The following is a 17,302-nucleotide window of genomic DNA, read 5'->3' on the forward strand; positions in this document are numbered from 1 at the left end:
AACACCCAAAAGAATATATTTATTATGTCTGATAGTATTACACTACGTAAAAGGAATAAACCTATTCTCCGCCAGGAGATAGCGTTTATTGCCGTTCATTTGATTCCTCTTGCCGCGATATGGACAGGAGCAACACTTTTTGACTGGATCGTATGTGCATTCCTGTACTTTTTCAGAATGTTCTGGATTACCGGTGGATATCACCGCTATTTTGCACATAAATCATACAAAACGAGCCGCTGGTTTCAGTTTGTGATCGCTTTTATGGCACAGACGAGCGCTCAAAAAGGTGCTTTGTGGTGGGCAGCTCACCATCGTCACCATCACAGGCACAGTGATCAGCCGGAAGATCCGCATTCAATGAAATTGTATGGATTCTGGTATTCACATGTGGGTTGGATCATCGGTCCGGATTACAAGGAAACCGATTATAAAACCATTGGTGACTATGCGAAATATCCTGAATTGGTATGGCTTAACAAGCACTACCTGGTTCCTCCGGTAACACTTGCGATAATTGTTACCATGCTGGGTGCCTGGGTCAACGGTGGAAGCCCATGGCTGATGTTCACTCATTACGGCCTGTCCACCCTCTTCATTGGGTTTTTCCTGAGTACAATCCTGGTTTACCATGCCACATTCTCGATTAATTCGATCATGCACAAATTCGGTAATCAGCGATATGAATCAAACGACGAATCCCGAAACAGCCTTTGGCTGGCATTACTTACACTGGGAGAGGGGTGGCACAATAATCACCACTACTACGAAGTAGCGGCACGTCAGGGATTTTTCTGGTGGGAAATTGATCTGACTTACTATGGACTGAAAGTCTTTTCATGGCTGGGCTTGATATGGGACATGAAAGGAGTGCCGAAGCATATTAAGTACAGCCGCAACAAAGCCGAGGCAAAAGCTCTCCGACTTAAGGAAGAAGAGCTTCGCAAATCAGCCTAGAGTCTTAGTAGAGCCTGGAAAAATCCCAGGTTCTCTTTTCTGTCCTTAACAATAAGTAACGGAATTTCTGAATCGTACCGGATCATTTTCTCGGCAACACTTCCCAATAAAAGGGAAGCCAGACCTGTACGTCCGCGCGAAGCAATCATCATTAGGTCGACATTCATTTCCTTAGCCACCTCGTACGCGCGTTCCCCGGGGTCCTCTTCGTCATCAAAAGTGAATGAATACATCACATCATCCTTTTGAAGCCCGTTTTTTTCTACAAATTCATACGCGTCTTCCTGTGCATTCTGCTTCATGATGTTTTTAAATTCCTCAAACGACTTACCGGTAAAATGATAACCTGACGGCACTTCATAGGCATTATGCAGCACAATTTGTACAGCTGTACGCTTATTCAGCCGAACAGCCGCTTCCAGTGCGAGTGCTGAAGTTTTTGAAAAATCTACCGAAACCAGGATCTTTTCAAGGTTGAACTTCCTGCCTTCGGGAACAAAAAGAATTGAACAATGTGCTACCCTGGCAACCTTTAAAGCAAGGGTACCGGATCCTTCCAGGTCCAGCTTGCGCCCCATAAGGATCAAATCAACATGCTTGATACCTGTCCAGTGAAGGATTTCTTCGATGGCATCCCCTTCTTTAATTTCAATCTTGTATTCGGTGCCCTGCCTGTTCACAAACTTCTCTTCAATCTTTTTACGGATCTCATTCTCAATCGACTCATCAATCGGAGCCATGATATCAGGATATTTCCTGCGAATCCGATCGGGCAACTTGAGCTGCTTGGCAACATGAAGAAAGTAAACCACATCCAGATCAAAGAGGTCTACCAGGTGATTTACATAGGCAATCAGGTGGTCATCCATTTCTGTGAGGTCCAGGCCGACCATCACGCGTTTCAATTCATAAAGGGGCATAATGCTGATCTTTTATCTAAAGTTAGTGCAAAAATTAGAAAGTTACCCATTTAAGGGCGTGAACCTCTTTTCATATCATTTGTTGTGTTTATGGAGGCAGAAGTGAATACATTTGTAGATTCAAAAACATACGCCTAATCGCGGGTACGGAGCATGGCAAAAAAAAGAGGCAGGGGCCCCCTGGAGCCTGAAGAAAAACGTAAACTCACCAAAGGCAATCTAAAAAAGCTTTTTGAAATAACGCGGTATATCAAGCCGTATCGGAGCTATTTCATTCTGGGAATGATCTGTCTTGCTTTCAGCAGCACAACCCTGCTGGCCTTTCCATACCTGGCTGGCAAGCTTGTAGACGTAGCAGATGGTAAGAACTGGCAATTACCCTTTCCGGCGGGCAATCCGTACGTGGTAGAACGAATTTCAGATATCGGCATAGCACTTATCGGCGTATTATTCATTCAAAGTATATTTTCCTTTTTTCGGGTATATCTTTTTGCCCAGGTGAACGAAAGGGCAATGGCCGACATGCGAAGGGATATGTACGGTCGGATGGTTCGCTTGCCCATGATCTTCTTCGACCGTAGCAGGGTAGGTGAACTGATCAGTCGGATTACCTCTGATGTCACACTGCTTCAGGATACTTTTTCAGTTACACTGGCAGAGTTTTTCCGACAGATCGCCACCCTGGTGATCGGAAGTGTCATCATCTTTATGGTATCCCCCAAACTAACCCTGTTCATGCTGGCTACTTTTCCGGTACTGGTTATTTCAGCCCTGGTCTTTGGCAACTTTATCCGCCGACTCTCGCGACAAACGCAGGATAAACTGGCCGATGCCAACGTTATCGTCGAGGAAACACTGCAGTCTGTTCAGATTGTAAAGGCATTTACCAATGAAGAATTCGAAACCAACCGCTATATCCGTGCATTACGGGAATTGATCAATGTCGCCTTGCGCACAGCAAAATACCGCGGAGCCTTCATTTCTTTTATCATTTTCGTGCTCTTCTCCGGAATCGTAGCGCTCATGTGGTATGGAGCATCACTCGTATCAAGTGGCGCCATGTCCAGTGGTGATCTATTTGGGTTTGTTCTCTATACAGCATTCATCGGCGGATCCATTGCAGGTCTCGGCGATTTGTACGGACAACTTCAACGAGCCATTGGCGCATCAGAACGCGTTATGGAAATCATCCGGGAGGAACAGGAAGTAAATAACCCTAAAATTCATTCGGAACGGATCAAGGGAGATATTTCATACAACAGCATTACCTTCGCCTATCCTTCCCGCCCTGAATTAAAAGTGATTCGAAATCTGTCTTTCAGCATTCATGCCGGCGAAAAAATTGCATTGGTGGGACCCAGTGGCGCTGGCAAATCAACCATCATCCAACTGTTGATGCGATACTACCTTCCGGATTCCGGCAAATTGCTCATCGATAATAAAGATGTAATGGAATATGATCTCACCTTTTATCGGGATCATGTAGGTATCGTTCCACAGGAAGTGATCCTTTTTGGCGGAACGATCGGAGAAAATATTGGGTATGGGAAAAAAGGAGCCTCCCAGGAAGAGATACTTGAAGCAGCAAAAAAAGCAAATGCCCTTGAATTCATCCAACGCTTTCCAGACGGGCTCAATACGATGGTTGGAGAGCGCGGTGTTCGGCTATCCGGGGGTCAAAAGCAACGTATTGCCATTGCCAGGGCCATCCTGAAAGATCCAGAAATTTTAGTACTTGATGAGGCAACGAGCTCCCTTGATGCGGAATCCGAGGTTTTGGTTCAGGAAGCGCTTGAAGGGCTGATGAAAGGCCGTACCTCCATTATCATTGCCCACCGGCTTTCAACAATCCGAAAGGCTGATCGTATTCTTGTAATTCGAGACGGTGAAATTATTGAATCCGGTGATCACATTACACTGGCAAATCAAAAGAATGGGCTTTACCGAAACCTTCTTGAGCTGCAATTTCAAACAACCGAGTAGTTTTAAATTATACGCTATGTGTGTATCTTAATAGTATGGATCGCGTTGCCAAAATCCTGAAGAATTATCGCCTCAAGAACACCTCTTGCCGTCACGACGTGCTGCAGATCTTATTAAATCATGATCATGCCATGTCGCATGCCGACCTTGAAAGTGCTGTTGAGGACAGCTATGATCGGGTTACATTGTACAGGACATTGAAGACCTTTCAGGAGAAGGGTCTGATACACAAAGTTCTTGATGACTCGGGAGCGACCAAATATGCTCCCTGCAGTGATTGTTCGGTGGAAGAACACCATCATGAACATATACACTTCAAGTGTAATAAATGCGGAAATACCGTTTGCATAGAAGACGTAACGATACCGCAAATCATTCTGCCTGAGGGGTTTAGTATCGAAGAGCGGAACATTCTAATTTCCGGCACATGTAATATATGTAATAATATGTGACCATTTTGGTTACTTCATACTTCCAGAAAGAATAAACCCCTGAATGCCATTGGAAAGTGGTATATTTTTGTAATTTAGGCGCCATTTACCGGCCAAATTGCAGACGGTCACAAATTAGAATTTAAATAAATAGGTCTTTCAAGGCCAAGGAATTTATCGCATGCTGCTATTGTCGATGTTTGGTAATGCCAATGAAGGTTTACTTTTTGCTCTTTTTGGCGCCATCATTATACTTTTCTTAATTATTGATCTGGGTGTCTTCAATAAGAAGGCGCATTCCATTTCGACCAAATCAGCCCTGTACCAGTCCATTTTCTGGGTGGCGATTTCAATGGTCTTTGGATACCTGATCTATGCATACGACGGCGGCACAGAGCCTTCGCTGGAATTCTTTTCCGCATACCTCACCGAATACGCCTTATCAGTCGACAATATCTTTGTAATTCTTATCATTCTGCGGTATTTCCGCGTTGACGAAAAATATTATCATAACATTCTGTTTTGGGGAATACTTGGAGCGCTGGTTTTCAGAGCCATTTTCATTTTCCTTGGTGCCTACCTGGTAGAACAGTTTCACTGGATTCTTTACTTCTTCGGGGTATTCCTTATGTATTCCGGAATTAAGATCTTTTTTGAAGATGACAGCAATGAAATCGACCCGGGTAATAATCCGATCCTGAAATTTTCCAGGAAATATCTGAGGATCATCAACGGTGACTATGGAGGAAAATTTGCCATCAGAAAAGACGGCACACTGTATTTTACATCTCTTTTCCTGGTGATCATACTCATAGAGACCACCGACTTAATATTTGCAGTGGATTCAATTCCAGCTGCTTTTGCTATCACCCAAAACGAATTTCTGATCTATACCTCCAATATCTTCGCAGTACTGGGGCTCCGGGCCAAATTCTTCCTGTTGGCGGGGATCATCGACAAATTCTATCTCCTTCAGCGGGGTCTTTCACTGATCCTGATCTTCATCGGGGCTAAAATGCTTCTGGAAATCTTCAGCATTGAAATCAGCACCGCAGTTTCTTTTATTGTGATCATCAGTACGCTCACCGGATCAATCGTAATGTCATTGATCATTCCCGAGAAAAAAACCGAAAAAGCCGGGACTACCGGCGCGGAATAGTAACTCCTTCATTTTGAGTCATGGCCCTGTAGGCCTCCTGGATCCTGTGGGTTACAGGCCCCGGTTTGCCATTTCCAATCACACGTCCGTCAATCTTCAATACTGGTGAAAGCTCTCCCATGGTTCCGGTTGTGAAAACCTCATCGGCTGTATACATTTCGCTTATGGAAATATTCCTTTCAGTAAGGGGAATTCCCTGCTGATGGCAAATACGGATAACATTTCTGCGTGTGATTCCCGGCAGGCAACTATCGGCATGTGGTGTTTTTACCTGGTCATTTTTAATAAAGAAAAGGTTCGTTGCATTCGTTTCTGATACAAACCCCATCATATCCAGCATCACGGCGTCATCCACACCGGCCAGGTTGGCCTCGATTTTAGCCAGTATATTATTGATCAGGTTGTTATGATGAATTTTCGAATCTATGGAAGAAGGGTTATTTCTTCGAATGGAGGATGTAATGAGGGATATACCAGATGTTTTGTATACCGGCTTTTTCCACTCTGCAAGAACAATAAGTGTACAGCCGCTCTGATTAAATACAGGGCTCATTCCGCTCGTTACTTTTTCACCACGTGTAAGCGTCAGCCGGATATGAGCCTCATCATACATACCGTTTGCATTCAGTGTATCAAATATGGCTTCCCGCACTGATGCACGTGAAGGAACATTGGCAAATGCCATCGCATGGGCCGAATCAAATAACCGGTCGAGATGCTCCTCGAGCATGAACACCTTTCCATCATAGATTCTTACGCCTTCCCACACGGCATCACCCCCCTGTACAACACTGTCAAAAACAGAGACCCTGGCCTCCTCACGGGGGAATAGCTTCCCGTTGATGTTTACAAGAATTCCCGCATTTCTTTCATCGGGCAATTGTATCTTATTCGTCATGTTATGATTGATTTACCAATTGTTCGTATATAGGTTTGCACGTTTCCAATAGTGGAATCAGATCTTCAGGGAAGGCTCCAGTACGCGGCCGATAGGTCTGAAATCCGGACGATTCATGAACCCTGTGATACCAGAACGGTGCCCAGACACCATCTTCCGGAATAGGACCGGGTTGCCAGCGCAACATACTTTCATCAAAGTCAATTCCCACCCATTCGCAAAGTTCAGATAACACTTCCGGTGGGTTCATTAATAATTTCTTAGAATCAAGAATATACGGATTGACCCCTGATTTCCGAAATTTGTTTACCAGGTCAAGTTGATGCTGAAGACCGGTATCCTGCAAAGTCGGTCTGGGGATCTGTACTTGCAGCGACGGCAACATTTCTTCAGGGTCCCTGATCAACAAAATCGGTACAGGAATTGAAAACCACTCGTCATTGATCCCCGCAATATGATGAGCCATATTCTTAATGAAGACAACGGGCGATTCATATTTCGAAACATTTTTCCAGATGCGGTCAGGGTCCTTGTCCATCGCTGCCAGTACCACCTCACGGCCAGGATGCTGGGCGCCCGATGTATCCAGGTAATGCGCATAAAGCGGTTCATCAATAACGGAAGTATCAGGGCGCTGGGCAAATGAATACATCAATGCTGTTGATACATTTCTGGGGCCCGACCAAAGAGAAATTATACGCTGCTCCTTCATTACGAAAATTGAAATAGCACATATTAACACAAAATTGCAAACCAATTTCATTATGTATATTTTCACGCATGCCCCGAAGTATTGAGCGAATATTCATTGCCACATTTCTCTTTTTCCTGAGCATCATTGGAGGAACAATCGGCTATGTAGTAATTGAAGGGTACGGCATTGTGGACGCGGCATATATGGCGGTAATAACATTCTCAACAGTCGGTTTTACGGAGGTAAATCCGCTTTCTGACATAGGGAAAATTTTTACTACCGGATATATCGTAGTCAACCTGGCTATTTTCGCTTATTCAGTTTCTGTAGTATCTTCATTTTTATTTGAGGGCGAACTTCAAAAAATATTTAAAAATCTTAAATCGAGCAGGGAAGTGAAAAAGCTTAACCAACACGTCATTGTCTGCGGCTTTGGAAAAAACGGCGCGCAAGCCTGTGAAGAATTGTACGCCGAAAACCGTCCGTTTGTTGTTGTAGAACGGGACCCTGAGGTGATCAAATCATTTTCAAATGAAAGAAATTATATGTTCATCAATGGAAATGCCACCATGGATGAAGTACTGGAAGAAGCCGGGATTGTACGTGCATCTACGGTGATTACCGCGCTTCCGAATGATGCTGATAATGTTTTCATTACGCTCACTGCCCGGGGAATGAATCAGGGTATCCGTGTAATCGCGAAAGCATCGGAAGCAAATTCTGAAACCAAGCTTTATCGTGCCGGGGCAGAACATGTGGTAATGCCCGACAGACTTGGCGGTATTCATATGGCAAATCTGGTGACAAAACCTGTTGTAATTGAATTTTTGGAATTACTGAACGGAGTGGGTGAAGAAAAACTCATGCTGGAAGAGGTTCCGTACTCCAGAATGAAAGATGAATTTCATGACCTTTCCCTGAAAGATCTGAATATCCGGCAGCGTACCGGTGTAACAGTCATTGCTTTTAAGGATGACGTTCAGGGATTTATATTTAACCCGCATTCAGACAAAATCGTATCTGAAGGAGATACCATGATCATTCTCGGGCGTTATGATCAGATACACAATTTCCTTGATATATATCTGAAGCATTAGGATTTCCATCCTTTTTCCACATCCTCGATGGAATTCATGACCTTCTCACGCAGTTCTTCCTTGAACTGAGCAAGCCGGTCTGCTACACCTTCATCAAAAGCGCCAATAATCTCAGCTGCCAGAATACCGGCGTTTTTCGCCCCGTTCAGGGCAACCGTTGCTACAGGAATACCTCCGGGCATCTGAAGTATAGATAAAACAGAATCCCAGCCATCAATGGAATTACTGGATTTCACAGGAACGCCGATCACGGGCAATGTAGTGAGCGATGCCACCATTCCGGGTAGATGTGCCGCTCCCCCGGCACCCGCGATTATCACCTTTATACCCCGTGAACGTGCCGATTCTGCATATTCAACCATCCTGTGAGGTGTTCGGTGTGCAGATACGACCGTGACCTCCGGTTCTATTCCAAGTTCTTTCAAAACAGCCGCCGCTTCCTTCATGACGGGAAGATCTGATTTGCTCCCCATGATTATACCTACTTGTAAATCGCTCATACGTTTGAGATTACTTTCAAATGTTCTTTTACAAATTGCACTTTTTCGATGAGAAGTTCCATATCATTCTCTTCGATTGTCACATGTCCCATTTTCCTGAAAGGCTTGGTGAGCTTTTTACCATACAGGTGGACGTGCACGCCGCTAATGGCAGAAACCTTTTCCAAACCCTCATAAAATGCCGGACCCGTATGCCCTTCTTCACCCAGAAGATTCACCATTGCCGCTTTTGCCCTCGAAGAGGTATCGCCAAGCGGAAGGTTAAATATGGACCGCAGGTGTTGCTCATACTGGGAGGTAATGTTTCCCTCTATTGTCTGGTGCCCGCTATTATGCGGCCTGGGAGCCACTTCATTAACCAGAATATCTCCATCCCGGGTGAGAAACATCTCAACAGCGAGGAGTCCGACCATCCCCAGTCTGTCGATAACATTACGGGCAATTTCATCTGCCTTCTTCGCAATCTCTGCAGAGACATCAGCCGGGGCAAACAGATATTCCACCAGGTTAGCCTCCGGGTGAAAGACCATTTCCACAACTGGAAAAGTCCTGCACTCTCCACGTTCATTTCGAGCGACAATTACTGCCAGCTCTTTTTCAAAATCAACCAGATCCTCGATCAGGCCGGGCACATCAAATGCTTTGTCAATATCTGAAGCAGTACGCAGAACCTGCACGCCCCGACCGTCATAGCCCTCTTTTCCAAGCTTATTTACCGACGGAAACTTACCAAGCTTTGCGATATCTGTTTTGCTATCCACCAGGGTAAAATCTGCCGTTGGTATATCGTGATCACGGTAAAATGATTTTTGAGTTCGCTTATCCTTAATCAGCTCAATTATGTCCGGCTGGGGAAATACCCTGACACCTTCTTTTTCAAGTGCCCTGAGAGCCTCAGTATTTACGTTTTCGATCTCTATCGTAAGTATATCACAATCCTTTCCGAATTTCATTACCGTATCATAGTCGGTAAGCTTGCCCACTGTAAAAGATGTCGCCACATTTTTACATGGAGCATCGGGATCAGGATCAAGAATGTGGACGTCAATATTATAGTCCATCGCCGATTGTATGAACATCCTTCCAAGCTGTCCCCCTCCAAGAATTCCCAGCTTCAAATCCTGGATATTATTCTCTTTCATAATTCAGAACTGTTAAATATTTCGATGGAATTTATGGCATCTCCTACTTCAATCTGATGAACGACCTCCATTCCATCTGTAACTTTGGCAAAAACTGTGTAGTCGTCATCCAAATGATGCGTTGGAAAATGCGTAATGAACCATTGCGTGCTCTCGGTGTCCTTTCCGGCTGAAGCCATCCCCACAGTTCCCGCTTCATATTGCCGTCCTGAAATTTCTGTTCGGATGGCATATGTTCCTCCACCCCAGCCATCGCCTCGATCACAACCGGCCTGAATAACAAAATTGGGAACCACCCGATGAAACCTGATACCATTGTAATAGCCCGACCGGGCGAGATTTATAAAATTTATGACCGAACCCGGGGCATCTTCCGGAAAAAGATCAAGGAAAATGTCTCCCTTTGTAGTATGGATCACCGCTTTCGGGTTTTCACTAAGTTGCTGAAGTCCCTGCCAGTCAATTTCCTGCTTGTTCTCGTATGCAAATTCTTCAGATTCAATCCCGTTGAGACGATCCAGCAGTTTCTGAACATTATAGACAAGAAACTCGTCTTCATTTTCCTCCACCAATTTATTCAATTCATCAGCATCGAGCAGAGATTCGTAGGTTTCATAATTATCATTAACCACGGTAAGTGCCTGAAAGGTTTTTACAATATCATTTGAATACAATGCGCGTAGAATTACCGGTTGAACCGCTGCGGTTGCCAGTATATCCTGACGTGTGCCTGATACGATGAATCCATTCATTGCAGCTGAATTGACCACAGTCTCCTCGTCTGAAAAAATGTGTTCCGCAAGAAACTGTGTGGCATTGTTACCGGCTGCCGCAGCAGTCAGCAGGTATGCCTTCGCATACGGATCTGTTTCCGCACCATATTTTTCCATTACAACTGGTAGCCATTTTTCATTGTCGGTTTTTACAAGACCCGAAAGCAACGACCCGCGAACACGTTGATTAGGATGTTCAGTGGCAAGGGATTGCATTTCGGCATTAAACTGAATATTATCAGAACGATCTATAGCCTCTGCAGTTTGGATGGCCACATTAACCTGTGTATCATTCAGAAGAGCCACAAGCAATGACGCATCATTCGCCAGTGCAGCAGATCTTTCCAGTGCACTAACCGCATTTACACGCACCCGGTAATCCTGATCACCCAACGCCGTTTTTTTCAGGTATTCAATCGTCTCCGGCTTGTCGCAGGATCCCAGGGAACGTACCAGGTTCATTCGAACCGCAGCAGCCTTTTCACCTGCCGAAAGTCCTCTGATTTGATCCTGAAACGCACAATTATCGACATCCCTCGTGCGAATTAGAAAATTAGATGCCCCTAGACGGGTGCGATAGGAATTTTGCGGATTCAACAAAGAAAGAGCAATCTCAATTGAAAATTGATCAAAAACATTTCTTCTCCCCGCGCGGTACAGGCCCCATGCGAGCCCTTCCTTTTCCGGCATGGAAGATGCTTCCTGCTGCTGAAGAAGGATTAGTCTTGGCTGATCAATCACGCGACCGAGTGCTTCGAGCAATTCCCGACGAACCACGGGGATTTGTTCTTCCTTGAGCGCGCGCAGAATAGGCGCCACCGCAATTGTGTCCCTGGTCATTCCCAAAGAAAATGCCGCTGCTTTCCTCACGGAAGAATCCTGATCATTCAGTAAAACCTCCAGCATTTCGACAGCAGAGCTATCCTGCAAAGATGCAAGCGCCCTCGCTGCCTGCAGGCGATACCGTGCATTTTCATTATTTAAATAACTGATGATTGCGGGGGTATTCCGGCTATCCTGAAATTCTCTGATTTTCAGTTCGACGCTGTCAGCAAAAAGAGTGGTTTTAGTATTTTCAGATTCTACTGTCTGGCATCCCATCAGAATGATGAAAGCGTATACTGAAAGTCGGAAGATTCGGATCATGGTTTCAAAGATAGGAAAAGATGAGTATTGATCAGTCGGCCAGGTGAATCCCCATTTTTTCCATCAATTTACTGGCATTGAAGCTATGACATATACCGGGTGAAATCTTATAGTCGAAAATAATCTCGTCCCCTTTGATGGAGCTGTTAAAGCTGTAATTCTGAATCTTCTTGTCCTGTTCACCCAGTCTTCCAATTTCAAGATCGTGAGTGGAGATAAATCCAAAAGCCGGCATCATCGACAATTGTTTTACCAGTCCCTCAGATCCGCGATGGCGATCCTGCGTGTTGGTACCTTTGAGAATTTCATCGAGCATGAAAAGCACCGGTAGTTCTGAGGTTTGAATTTTTTCAAGCAGTGCGCGAATTCTGCGCAATTCGGCATAAAATGATGAAATGTGCGAGGCAAGATCATCTTCTGAACGCATTCCTGTGAAAACCTGCGATACAGGTATCAGCATTCGCTCTGCGCATACAACAGATCCCATCAAACCCAGGATCATATTAATCCCGACAGTCCTGAGGAAGGTACTTTTGCCTGACATGTTGGAGCCCGTGACGATCACGACAGTACCCTCACCTTGCATTGTAAAATCATTAATTACACATTCATTCGGATTTATCAGGGGATGGCCAACACCGGTGGCGTTCAGTTGCCAGTCGGCACTGATCTCCGGTATAGTGTGCCCTGGGAATAAATATGCATGAGCACCCATGCTCGAAAGCACTTCAAGTTCGGCAATGTTCTCAAACCATGTTGACAGATCGTGCTCATTTTCACTTTTCCACTTCCGGATTCGATTTAGTAAATGAACATCGAGCAGGAAAGCGAGATCAAATATTCCATAAAACATATTGCTTCGGCCATCCAGAATATCGAGCAAATTTCTCAGGGATTTAATGGCTTGTACCGACTTCATTCCGAATGGTTTGCATAGTTGCTGTAATCGGTCACTTGTAAAGTCCTCCCTGATAAGACAGGTTATCATTTTCTCATAGGAGCGGAGAAGTTTCACATTTCCTTCGGTCTGTTCGCTTACAGCGCGCATTTTCTCCTGAATCCGTGCCAGAATAATACCGTTAACTGCCAGGAAGGGAAATAGAATATAGATCGACACACCAAAAAATACTACTGCCACCAGGGCTGCAACCAATAATGATGGCATAATGTACGAAAGGACCGTAAACAGATGAGATGCGCCGGATTCACTTTTATCTAAGAGCCATGACTTAAGCCTGCCTGTGTTCTCCACTGTTGCTGTGGCGCTTCTTCCTGCTGAAAGAAACTGGTGAACCCAGTCCATTTTTCCTTGCAGTTCGCTTACTGCTTCCTGTCGTATTAAGATTTCATCTTTGCTTGCGGGGGCAAGCATCCAGGATACAATCATTTGCCTGCCATCGGGTGTTTGTGTGCGATTCAGTAATTGAAAAAGGGAATGTTTACCAAAGAGGTCAAGATCATACGAGTAAGGGTGTTCCCGTGTGATATATTCAGAGCCGTCATCAAGGGTTTTCAACTGATAATCGAGACGAAGCAACTCCTCTTCACTCATCTCCATCAAATTCCTGTAGGTTTCCCTCAATTCCGACTTACGATTAAACCGATTCACGAGCGTGCCGAAAACAAGTGGAAATACAGCTATTGAAACGACCATTGCAAGACCGTTTCTATCATTGGCAAAAAAGATGAAAAGTACGAGAAACAAAAGAAATACAAGTACACGCGCCCACGAGAGACGGTATACCTCACGGCTTACCAAATCCATTTTCAGACGAAAATCCTGTATTCTCGCCACATAATATTCTCTGGGATGTGTCATATTTTGTAAATCAGCTAAGCGACTGATACACGATCAGTGAGCAAAGATACGCAACTCCGCTCATGTAGATCAGCTGAAGGGCAGGCCATTTCCAACTCTTTGTTTCACGGTAAACCACGGCCAGGGTACTCATGCATTGCATAGCAAAAGCATAGAAAATAAGTAAGGATAAACCGGTAGCCAGATCATATCGGGGATTGCCATAGCTGTCCATCTCATTTTTCATGCGGGTTTTAATTGTTGCTTCATCCTCTACATTGCCGATACTGTAGATCGTAGCCATGGTACCCACAAATACTTCTCGTGCAGCGAAACTGGTAATGAGCGCAATGCCAATTTTCCAGTCATATCCCAAAGGCCGGATAGCAGGTTCAATAAATTTGCCGAATATTCCGGCATATGAATGTTCAAGCTTGAACGCCTCAACGGTTTTTTCAAGGTCGGCAGGACTGAGCTCTGCTGAAGTTACCTGCTCCTGAAGAACATACTGCTCGGCATTTTCCATGTAATCTCCGGGCCCGTAGCTTGCCAGTACCCAAAGAATGATTGATATGGCAAAAATGATCTTCCCTGCCTCGAAAACGAACGCCTTCGACTTTTCATACATGGTGATACCCACATTACTCCAACGCGGCATTTTATACGTTGGCAATTCCATGATCAGGAAGCTACGCTGACGGGTTTTGAGTATTAATTTCATCAGCCATGCGGAAAGAACCGCGGCGATCACTCCCAGTAAATACATTCCCATTAAGGCCAATCCCTGGTAAAAAGGATTTTCAGGAATGATCAGGGCGATAAGAATGGTATAAACCGGCAGCCTGGCAGAGCAACTCATGAACGGAGTTACAAAAATAGTGATCATCCGCTCCTTGATGTTGTCAATAGTCCTGGTAGCCATGATTGCCGGAATAGCACAGGCCACTCCGGATATGAGCGGTACCACACTTTTTCCGTTCAGGCCAAACCTGCGCATGATCTTATCCATGAGGAACACAACGCGCGACATGTAACCTGTTTCTTCGAGGATCGCGATGAATGCAAAAAGGATGGCAATCTGCGGGATGAAAATCACGATCCCTCCAATACCCGGAATAATTCCTTCGGATAAAAGGTTTGTTAAAACGCCGGCAGGTAGCACCTGTTTCACCCAGACACTAAGCCCGGAGAACATGAGGTCAATAAAATCCATGGGTATGGTAGCCCAGGCGAAGATCGACTGAAATATCAGAAACAGGATTAGCAGGAAAATAATGTACCCCCAGAATTTATGGGTAAATATCCGGTCGAGGCGCTCGGTCCATCTTCTGGGTAAAATCTGAGTAGACTCCTTAACAGAATTTACAACAAACTCATTGATTCTCCGGTAGCGCTCCAGGGTTTCTGCTTTGCGCAGTTCATGACTATTGAAATTATGACGCAGGCAAATTTCTTCCAGTTTTTCTTTATCGGAATCACTCAGGGCATTATTGATTCTGAATTGCTGCAGAAGCTGATATGCCAGGTAATCATTCGATATGTCAAAGGCTTCCTTCACTTCTGCAATGGCTTCTTCAGCATACTTATTCGCATCAAAAACCGGCTCCCCGGGCAGTAAAATGCCTTCCGACAAGACGTCCTTCAGGCGGGCAAGGCCTTCACCCGTCCGTGCCTTCATAGGAACGATCGGAACTCCCAGCTCATCTGATAGCCTGTCGATATCAATTACATTTCCCGCTTTCTCTGCCAGATCCATCATATTGAGCACCAGCACCGACGGTATGTTCAGGTCATGTATCTGGGAAAAGAGTAGAAGGCTCCGCTTGAAGTTGGAAGCATCCACAATCACAACAACCACGTCGGGATAAAGCTCATTTTCAGGATTGGCCAGAATATCGAACACGATACGCTCATCCGTCGAATTGGGATAGATGCTGTACGTTCCCGGAAGGTCAATAATTTTTGCCTTTTTCCCTTCGGTCAGCTGGCAAACACCGGTTTTCTTATCTACAGTTACGCCCGGAAAATTTCCAATTTTCTGGTTTAAGCCGGTAAGGATATTGAATAGGGAAGACTTACCGGAATTGGGATTTCCCACCAATGCGATCTTGGGAATATCGGCCCCGGGCATAGTCTACTGAATGGAAATAGTTATTGCTTCATCAAGTCTCAGTGAAAGGTTATATCCGGAAACACTTACACAGATAGGATCACCAAGAGGAGCAGCGAAATTATACTGAATCAGTGTTCCGGGAAGAACACCCATTTCAAGAAGCTTTAGAGAAAGGGAATCATCGGTGAGGGTATTTATCACTCCGCTCTCACCAGGATGCAAATCAACTACGCTTCTAGCTTTCACTGTGTTTATTTAGATTAATTATAAACTACCACGAAGATAGGCTTTACCTTCGTATTACGCAATATAAATTAGCGCTTAGATTGCCGTGTTTTCAAAAAATCATAATCCGTTATGATTAATATCAGTAAATTAAGGCTATGTCTAAAGACCGGAAAGTAAAAAAGAAAAAGGAAAAAGGTGGAGAGCCCGTCCGGGAGACGCATCCCGAAACCTCCGGTGAGGATGGGAATGAGCGGGACTTTGGAGGATTACCAAACAGAAACCTTAAAAAGAACCTGGGCTGCGGAGGTTAGTGCTAACGTGCCGCAACGGCAGCCTCTACTTCATGTACTTCATCCCTATCGAGCAGACCCAGGGTATACGCATGCCTGGCGGCATCTGCTGTATCCCGTACCATTACCATATCTACTCCATCTTCCCGCGCCATATCGGAGAGGTGTTCAACATAAACATCCCTGTTGCGATTACTCACGTCGCGGATGTATACCACCAGAATCCTTCCCGGATAATTCGCAATGATTTCAGCGTATATCTCGGCATCACGCTGTCCTGAATCACCAATCAGAACAAAAGCGAGATCCGGATACAGGTCGAGGATCCGTCTTACCTTGTTTACTTTATGACGGTGGGATCCTCCACCTGAAGTAAGCACGCTCCATAGATTTTCCTTCAGATCCTGCAGCATAAACACCCCTTTCGGAATCTGCTGTGTATCACAAAAGTCTTCCAGAAAGTCATACAGGTTCCACTCACTACTGCTCACATAAAATATGGGGTTCAATGGCTGTTCCTTGTGCATATGTAACGCATTGTAAAAACTGGAAACCCCGTCAAAAGGCATTCGGGTCTTGGCATTCTTTGTGAGTATGAGTGACAATTTGCGATGAATACGTGTTGCATGGGAAACCAGGATGGTATCATCGATGTCAGAGATGATGCCGAACCGGGGTGAATCATCGAGGAGCAATACCTCCTCATAAAATTCACGGGGCTCCTGGTAGTCTACCAACTTGTCAAGTACCTGAAATGTCGCCTTGTGCCACCCCGGTTCCTGGGGAGTATCAAATTCAAATTCCGCTTCGAAATATCCGTTATCTCCTGTTTCCACGACTTTCTCCTGACCCAGAAAACAAATCAGAACCTGTACACCGGGCAATGCATCGGCCATATACCTGCTCATCATAGCCTTCAGGTTTCTGGTGCGTCGGTCTTTCTCTTTGGCTTCATACAAACGCCGATCATCGAGAACATGGCCATTCAGGTATGCCTTTTTAATGGTCCCGAAGCCACGGTACGGTAAGATCACAGGGGGGGTGAGGAAGCCCATCGCCTTCTTGATGCGCATCCCAAAAGATTTGATCGGTTTTGTGAATAGTTTTTTGATGATGATGTTTTCTTAAAGAAAAATAAAACGTACTGTAAACGCAAGATACGCCGTCCTGAAC

16 protein-coding genes are annotated in these 17,302 nt (G+C 45.0%); 6 read left to right on the forward strand and 10 right to left on the reverse strand.

Features of this window, described 5'->3' with window-relative positions; translation table 11 throughout:
* The first annotated feature begins 24 nt into the window (after window positions 1-24).
* The gene (locus LDX50_RS26660) at window positions 25-957 is read left to right on the forward strand and encodes an acyl-CoA desaturase (RefSeq protein ID WP_225699340.1); all 933 of its coding nucleotides are present in this window, start codon (window positions 25-27) and stop codon (window positions 955-957) included.
* Here the strand turns inward: LDX50_RS26660 and LDX50_RS26665 are convergent.
* Window positions 954-1,877: a universal stress protein gene (locus tag LDX50_RS26665; protein WP_225699341.1), complete on the reverse strand. Its 924-nt coding sequence runs from the start codon at window positions 1,875-1,877 to the stop codon at window positions 954-956. The two genes, LDX50_RS26660 and LDX50_RS26665, sit on opposite strands and share 4 nt — an antisense overlap.
* A 153-nt stretch (window positions 1,878-2,030) precedes the next feature.
* Here LDX50_RS26665 and LDX50_RS26670 point away from each other — a divergent pair, with 153 nt between their 5' ends.
* The 3 genes from LDX50_RS26670 (at window position 2,031) to LDX50_RS26680 (ending at window position 5,450) form a co-directional block, all read left to right on the forward strand.
* Window positions 2,031-3,860 (forward strand): ABC transporter ATP-binding protein, encoded by a 1,830-nt coding sequence (locus tag LDX50_RS26670; RefSeq protein ID WP_225699342.1) that lies wholly within the window; start codon window positions 2,031-2,033, stop codon window positions 3,858-3,860.
* Between the two features lie 35 nt (window positions 3,861-3,895).
* Window positions 3,896-4,312 carry a Fur family transcriptional regulator gene (locus LDX50_RS26675; protein ID WP_225699343.1) on the forward strand — a complete coding sequence of 139 codons (417 nt, stop codon included), beginning with the start codon at window positions 3,896-3,898 and terminating at the stop codon, window positions 4,310-4,312.
* A gap of 160 nt (window positions 4,313-4,472) precedes the next feature.
* Window positions 4,473-5,450 (forward strand): TerC/Alx family metal homeostasis membrane protein, encoded by a 978-nt coding sequence (locus LDX50_RS26680; protein WP_225699344.1) that lies wholly within the window; start codon window positions 4,473-4,475, stop codon window positions 5,448-5,450.
* Here the strand turns inward: LDX50_RS26680 and ilvE are convergent.
* Both ilvE and LDX50_RS26690 read right to left on the reverse strand, forming a co-directional pair.
* Window positions 5,434-6,348 carry a branched-chain-amino-acid transaminase gene (ilvE, locus tag LDX50_RS26685; RefSeq protein WP_225699345.1) on the reverse strand — a complete coding sequence of 305 codons (915 nt, stop codon included), beginning with the start codon at window positions 6,346-6,348 and terminating at the stop codon, window positions 5,434-5,436. The two genes, LDX50_RS26680 and ilvE, sit on opposite strands and share 17 nt — an antisense overlap.
* Before the next feature lies 1 nt (window position 6,349).
* Complete coding sequence (locus tag LDX50_RS26690) at window positions 6,350-7,060, reverse strand: sulfotransferase-like domain-containing protein (protein WP_225699346.1); 711 nt, start codon at window positions 7,058-7,060, stop codon at window positions 6,350-6,352.
* Window positions 7,061-7,128: 68 nt separating this feature from the next.
* Here LDX50_RS26690 and LDX50_RS26695 point away from each other — a divergent pair, with 68 nt between their 5' ends.
* Window positions 7,129-8,139 (forward strand): potassium channel family protein, encoded by a 1,011-nt coding sequence (locus tag LDX50_RS26695; protein WP_225699347.1) that lies wholly within the window; start codon window positions 7,129-7,131, stop codon window positions 8,137-8,139.
* Here LDX50_RS26695 and purE read toward each other — a convergent pair.
* Genes purE through LDX50_RS26725 form a run of 6 tightly spaced genes read right to left on the reverse strand, consistent with a single transcriptional unit; the run spans window position 8,136 to window position 15,857 of the window.
* Window positions 8,136-8,639, reverse strand: coding sequence for a 5-(carboxyamino)imidazole ribonucleotide mutase (gene purE, locus LDX50_RS26700; RefSeq protein ID WP_225699348.1), 504 nt, complete (start codon window positions 8,637-8,639; stop codon window positions 8,136-8,138). The genes LDX50_RS26695 and purE overlap by 4 nt on opposite strands.
* A complete protein-coding gene (locus LDX50_RS26705; protein WP_225699349.1) occupies window positions 8,636-9,781 on the reverse strand; it encodes a 5-(carboxyamino)imidazole ribonucleotide synthase in 1,146 nt (381 codons plus the stop codon). Before LDX50_RS26705 ends, purE begins: the two co-directional genes overlap by 4 nt.
* Complete coding sequence (locus LDX50_RS26710) at window positions 9,778-11,700, reverse strand: peptidylprolyl isomerase (protein ID WP_225699350.1); 1,923 nt, start codon at window positions 11,698-11,700, stop codon at window positions 9,778-9,780. Before LDX50_RS26710 ends, LDX50_RS26705 begins: the two co-directional genes overlap by 4 nt.
* 31 nt (window positions 11,701-11,731) lie before the next feature.
* On the reverse strand, window positions 11,732-13,519 hold the full coding sequence (locus LDX50_RS26715) for a MutS-related protein (RefSeq protein WP_225699351.1): 1,788 nt from the start codon (window positions 13,517-13,519) through the stop codon (window positions 11,732-11,734).
* A 10-nt stretch (window positions 13,520-13,529) separates the two neighbouring features.
* Window positions 13,530-15,629 (reverse strand): ferrous iron transport protein B, encoded by a 2,100-nt coding sequence (gene feoB, locus LDX50_RS26720; protein WP_225699352.1) that lies wholly within the window; start codon window positions 15,627-15,629, stop codon window positions 13,530-13,532.
* Between the two features lie 3 nt (window positions 15,630-15,632).
* Entirely contained in the window at window positions 15,633-15,857 is a 225-nt protein-coding gene (locus tag LDX50_RS26725; RefSeq protein ID WP_225699353.1) for a FeoA family protein, read from the reverse strand.
* Window positions 15,858-15,994: 137 nt separating this feature from the next.
* Between LDX50_RS26725 and LDX50_RS26730 the strand changes: the two genes are divergently transcribed.
* Complete coding sequence (locus LDX50_RS26730; protein ID WP_225699354.1) at window positions 15,995-16,150, forward strand: hypothetical protein; 156 nt, start codon at window positions 15,995-15,997, stop codon at window positions 16,148-16,150.
* 2 nt (window positions 16,151-16,152) lie between these two features.
* Here LDX50_RS26730 and LDX50_RS26735 read toward each other — a convergent pair whose 3' ends face one another.
* Window positions 16,153-17,202, reverse strand: coding sequence for an App1 family protein (locus LDX50_RS26735; RefSeq protein ID WP_225699355.1), 1,050 nt, complete (start codon window positions 17,200-17,202; stop codon window positions 16,153-16,155).
* Between the last annotated feature and the right edge of the window lie 100 nt (window positions 17,203-17,302).

The organism is Fulvivirga sedimenti (assembly GCF_020328055.1).

Coding starts and splice junctions, on each gene's coding strand:
- LDX50_RS26660 (WP_225699340.1), top strand. CDS start 25: ATGTCTGATAGTATTACACTACGTAAAAGGAATAAACCTATTCTCCGC.
- LDX50_RS26665 (WP_225699341.1), bottom strand. CDS start 1,877: ATGCCCCTTTATGAATTGAAACGCGTGATGGTCGGCCTGGACCTCACA.
- LDX50_RS26670 (WP_225699342.1), top strand. CDS start 2,031: ATGGCAAAAAAAAGAGGCAGGGGCCCCCTGGAGCCTGAAGAAAAACGT.
- LDX50_RS26675 (WP_225699343.1), top strand. CDS start 3,896: ATGGATCGCGTTGCCAAAATCCTGAAGAATTATCGCCTCAAGAACACC.
- LDX50_RS26680 (WP_225699344.1), top strand. CDS start 4,473: ATGCTGCTATTGTCGATGTTTGGTAATGCCAATGAAGGTTTACTTTTT.
- ilvE (WP_225699345.1), bottom strand. CDS start 6,348: ATGACGAATAAGATACAATTGCCCGATGAAAGAAATGCGGGAATTCTT.
- LDX50_RS26690 (WP_225699346.1), bottom strand. CDS start 7,060: ATGAAGGAGCAGCGTATAATTTCTCTTTGGTCGGGCCCCAGAAATGTA.
- LDX50_RS26695 (WP_225699347.1), top strand. CDS start 7,129: ATGCCCCGAAGTATTGAGCGAATATTCATTGCCACATTTCTCTTTTTC.
- purE (WP_225699348.1), bottom strand. CDS start 8,639: ATGAGCGATTTACAAGTAGGTATAATCATGGGGAGCAAATCAGATCTT.
- LDX50_RS26705 (WP_225699349.1), bottom strand. CDS start 9,781: ATGAAAGAGAATAATATCCAGGATTTGAAGCTGGGAATTCTTGGAGGG.
- LDX50_RS26710 (WP_225699350.1), bottom strand. CDS start 11,700: ATGATCCGAATCTTCCGACTTTCAGTATACGCTTTCATCATTCTGATG.
- LDX50_RS26715 (WP_225699351.1), bottom strand. CDS start 13,519: ATGACACATCCCAGAGAATATTATGTGGCGAGAATACAGGATTTTCGT.
- feoB (WP_225699352.1), bottom strand. CDS start 15,629: ATGCCCGGGGCCGATATTCCCAAGATCGCATTGGTGGGAAATCCCAAT.
- LDX50_RS26730 (WP_225699354.1), top strand. CDS start 15,995: ATGTCTAAAGACCGGAAAGTAAAAAAGAAAAAGGAAAAAGGTGGAGAG.
- LDX50_RS26735 (WP_225699355.1), bottom strand. CDS start 17,202: ATGCGCATCAAGAAGGCGATGGGCTTCCTCACCCCCCCTGTGATCTTA.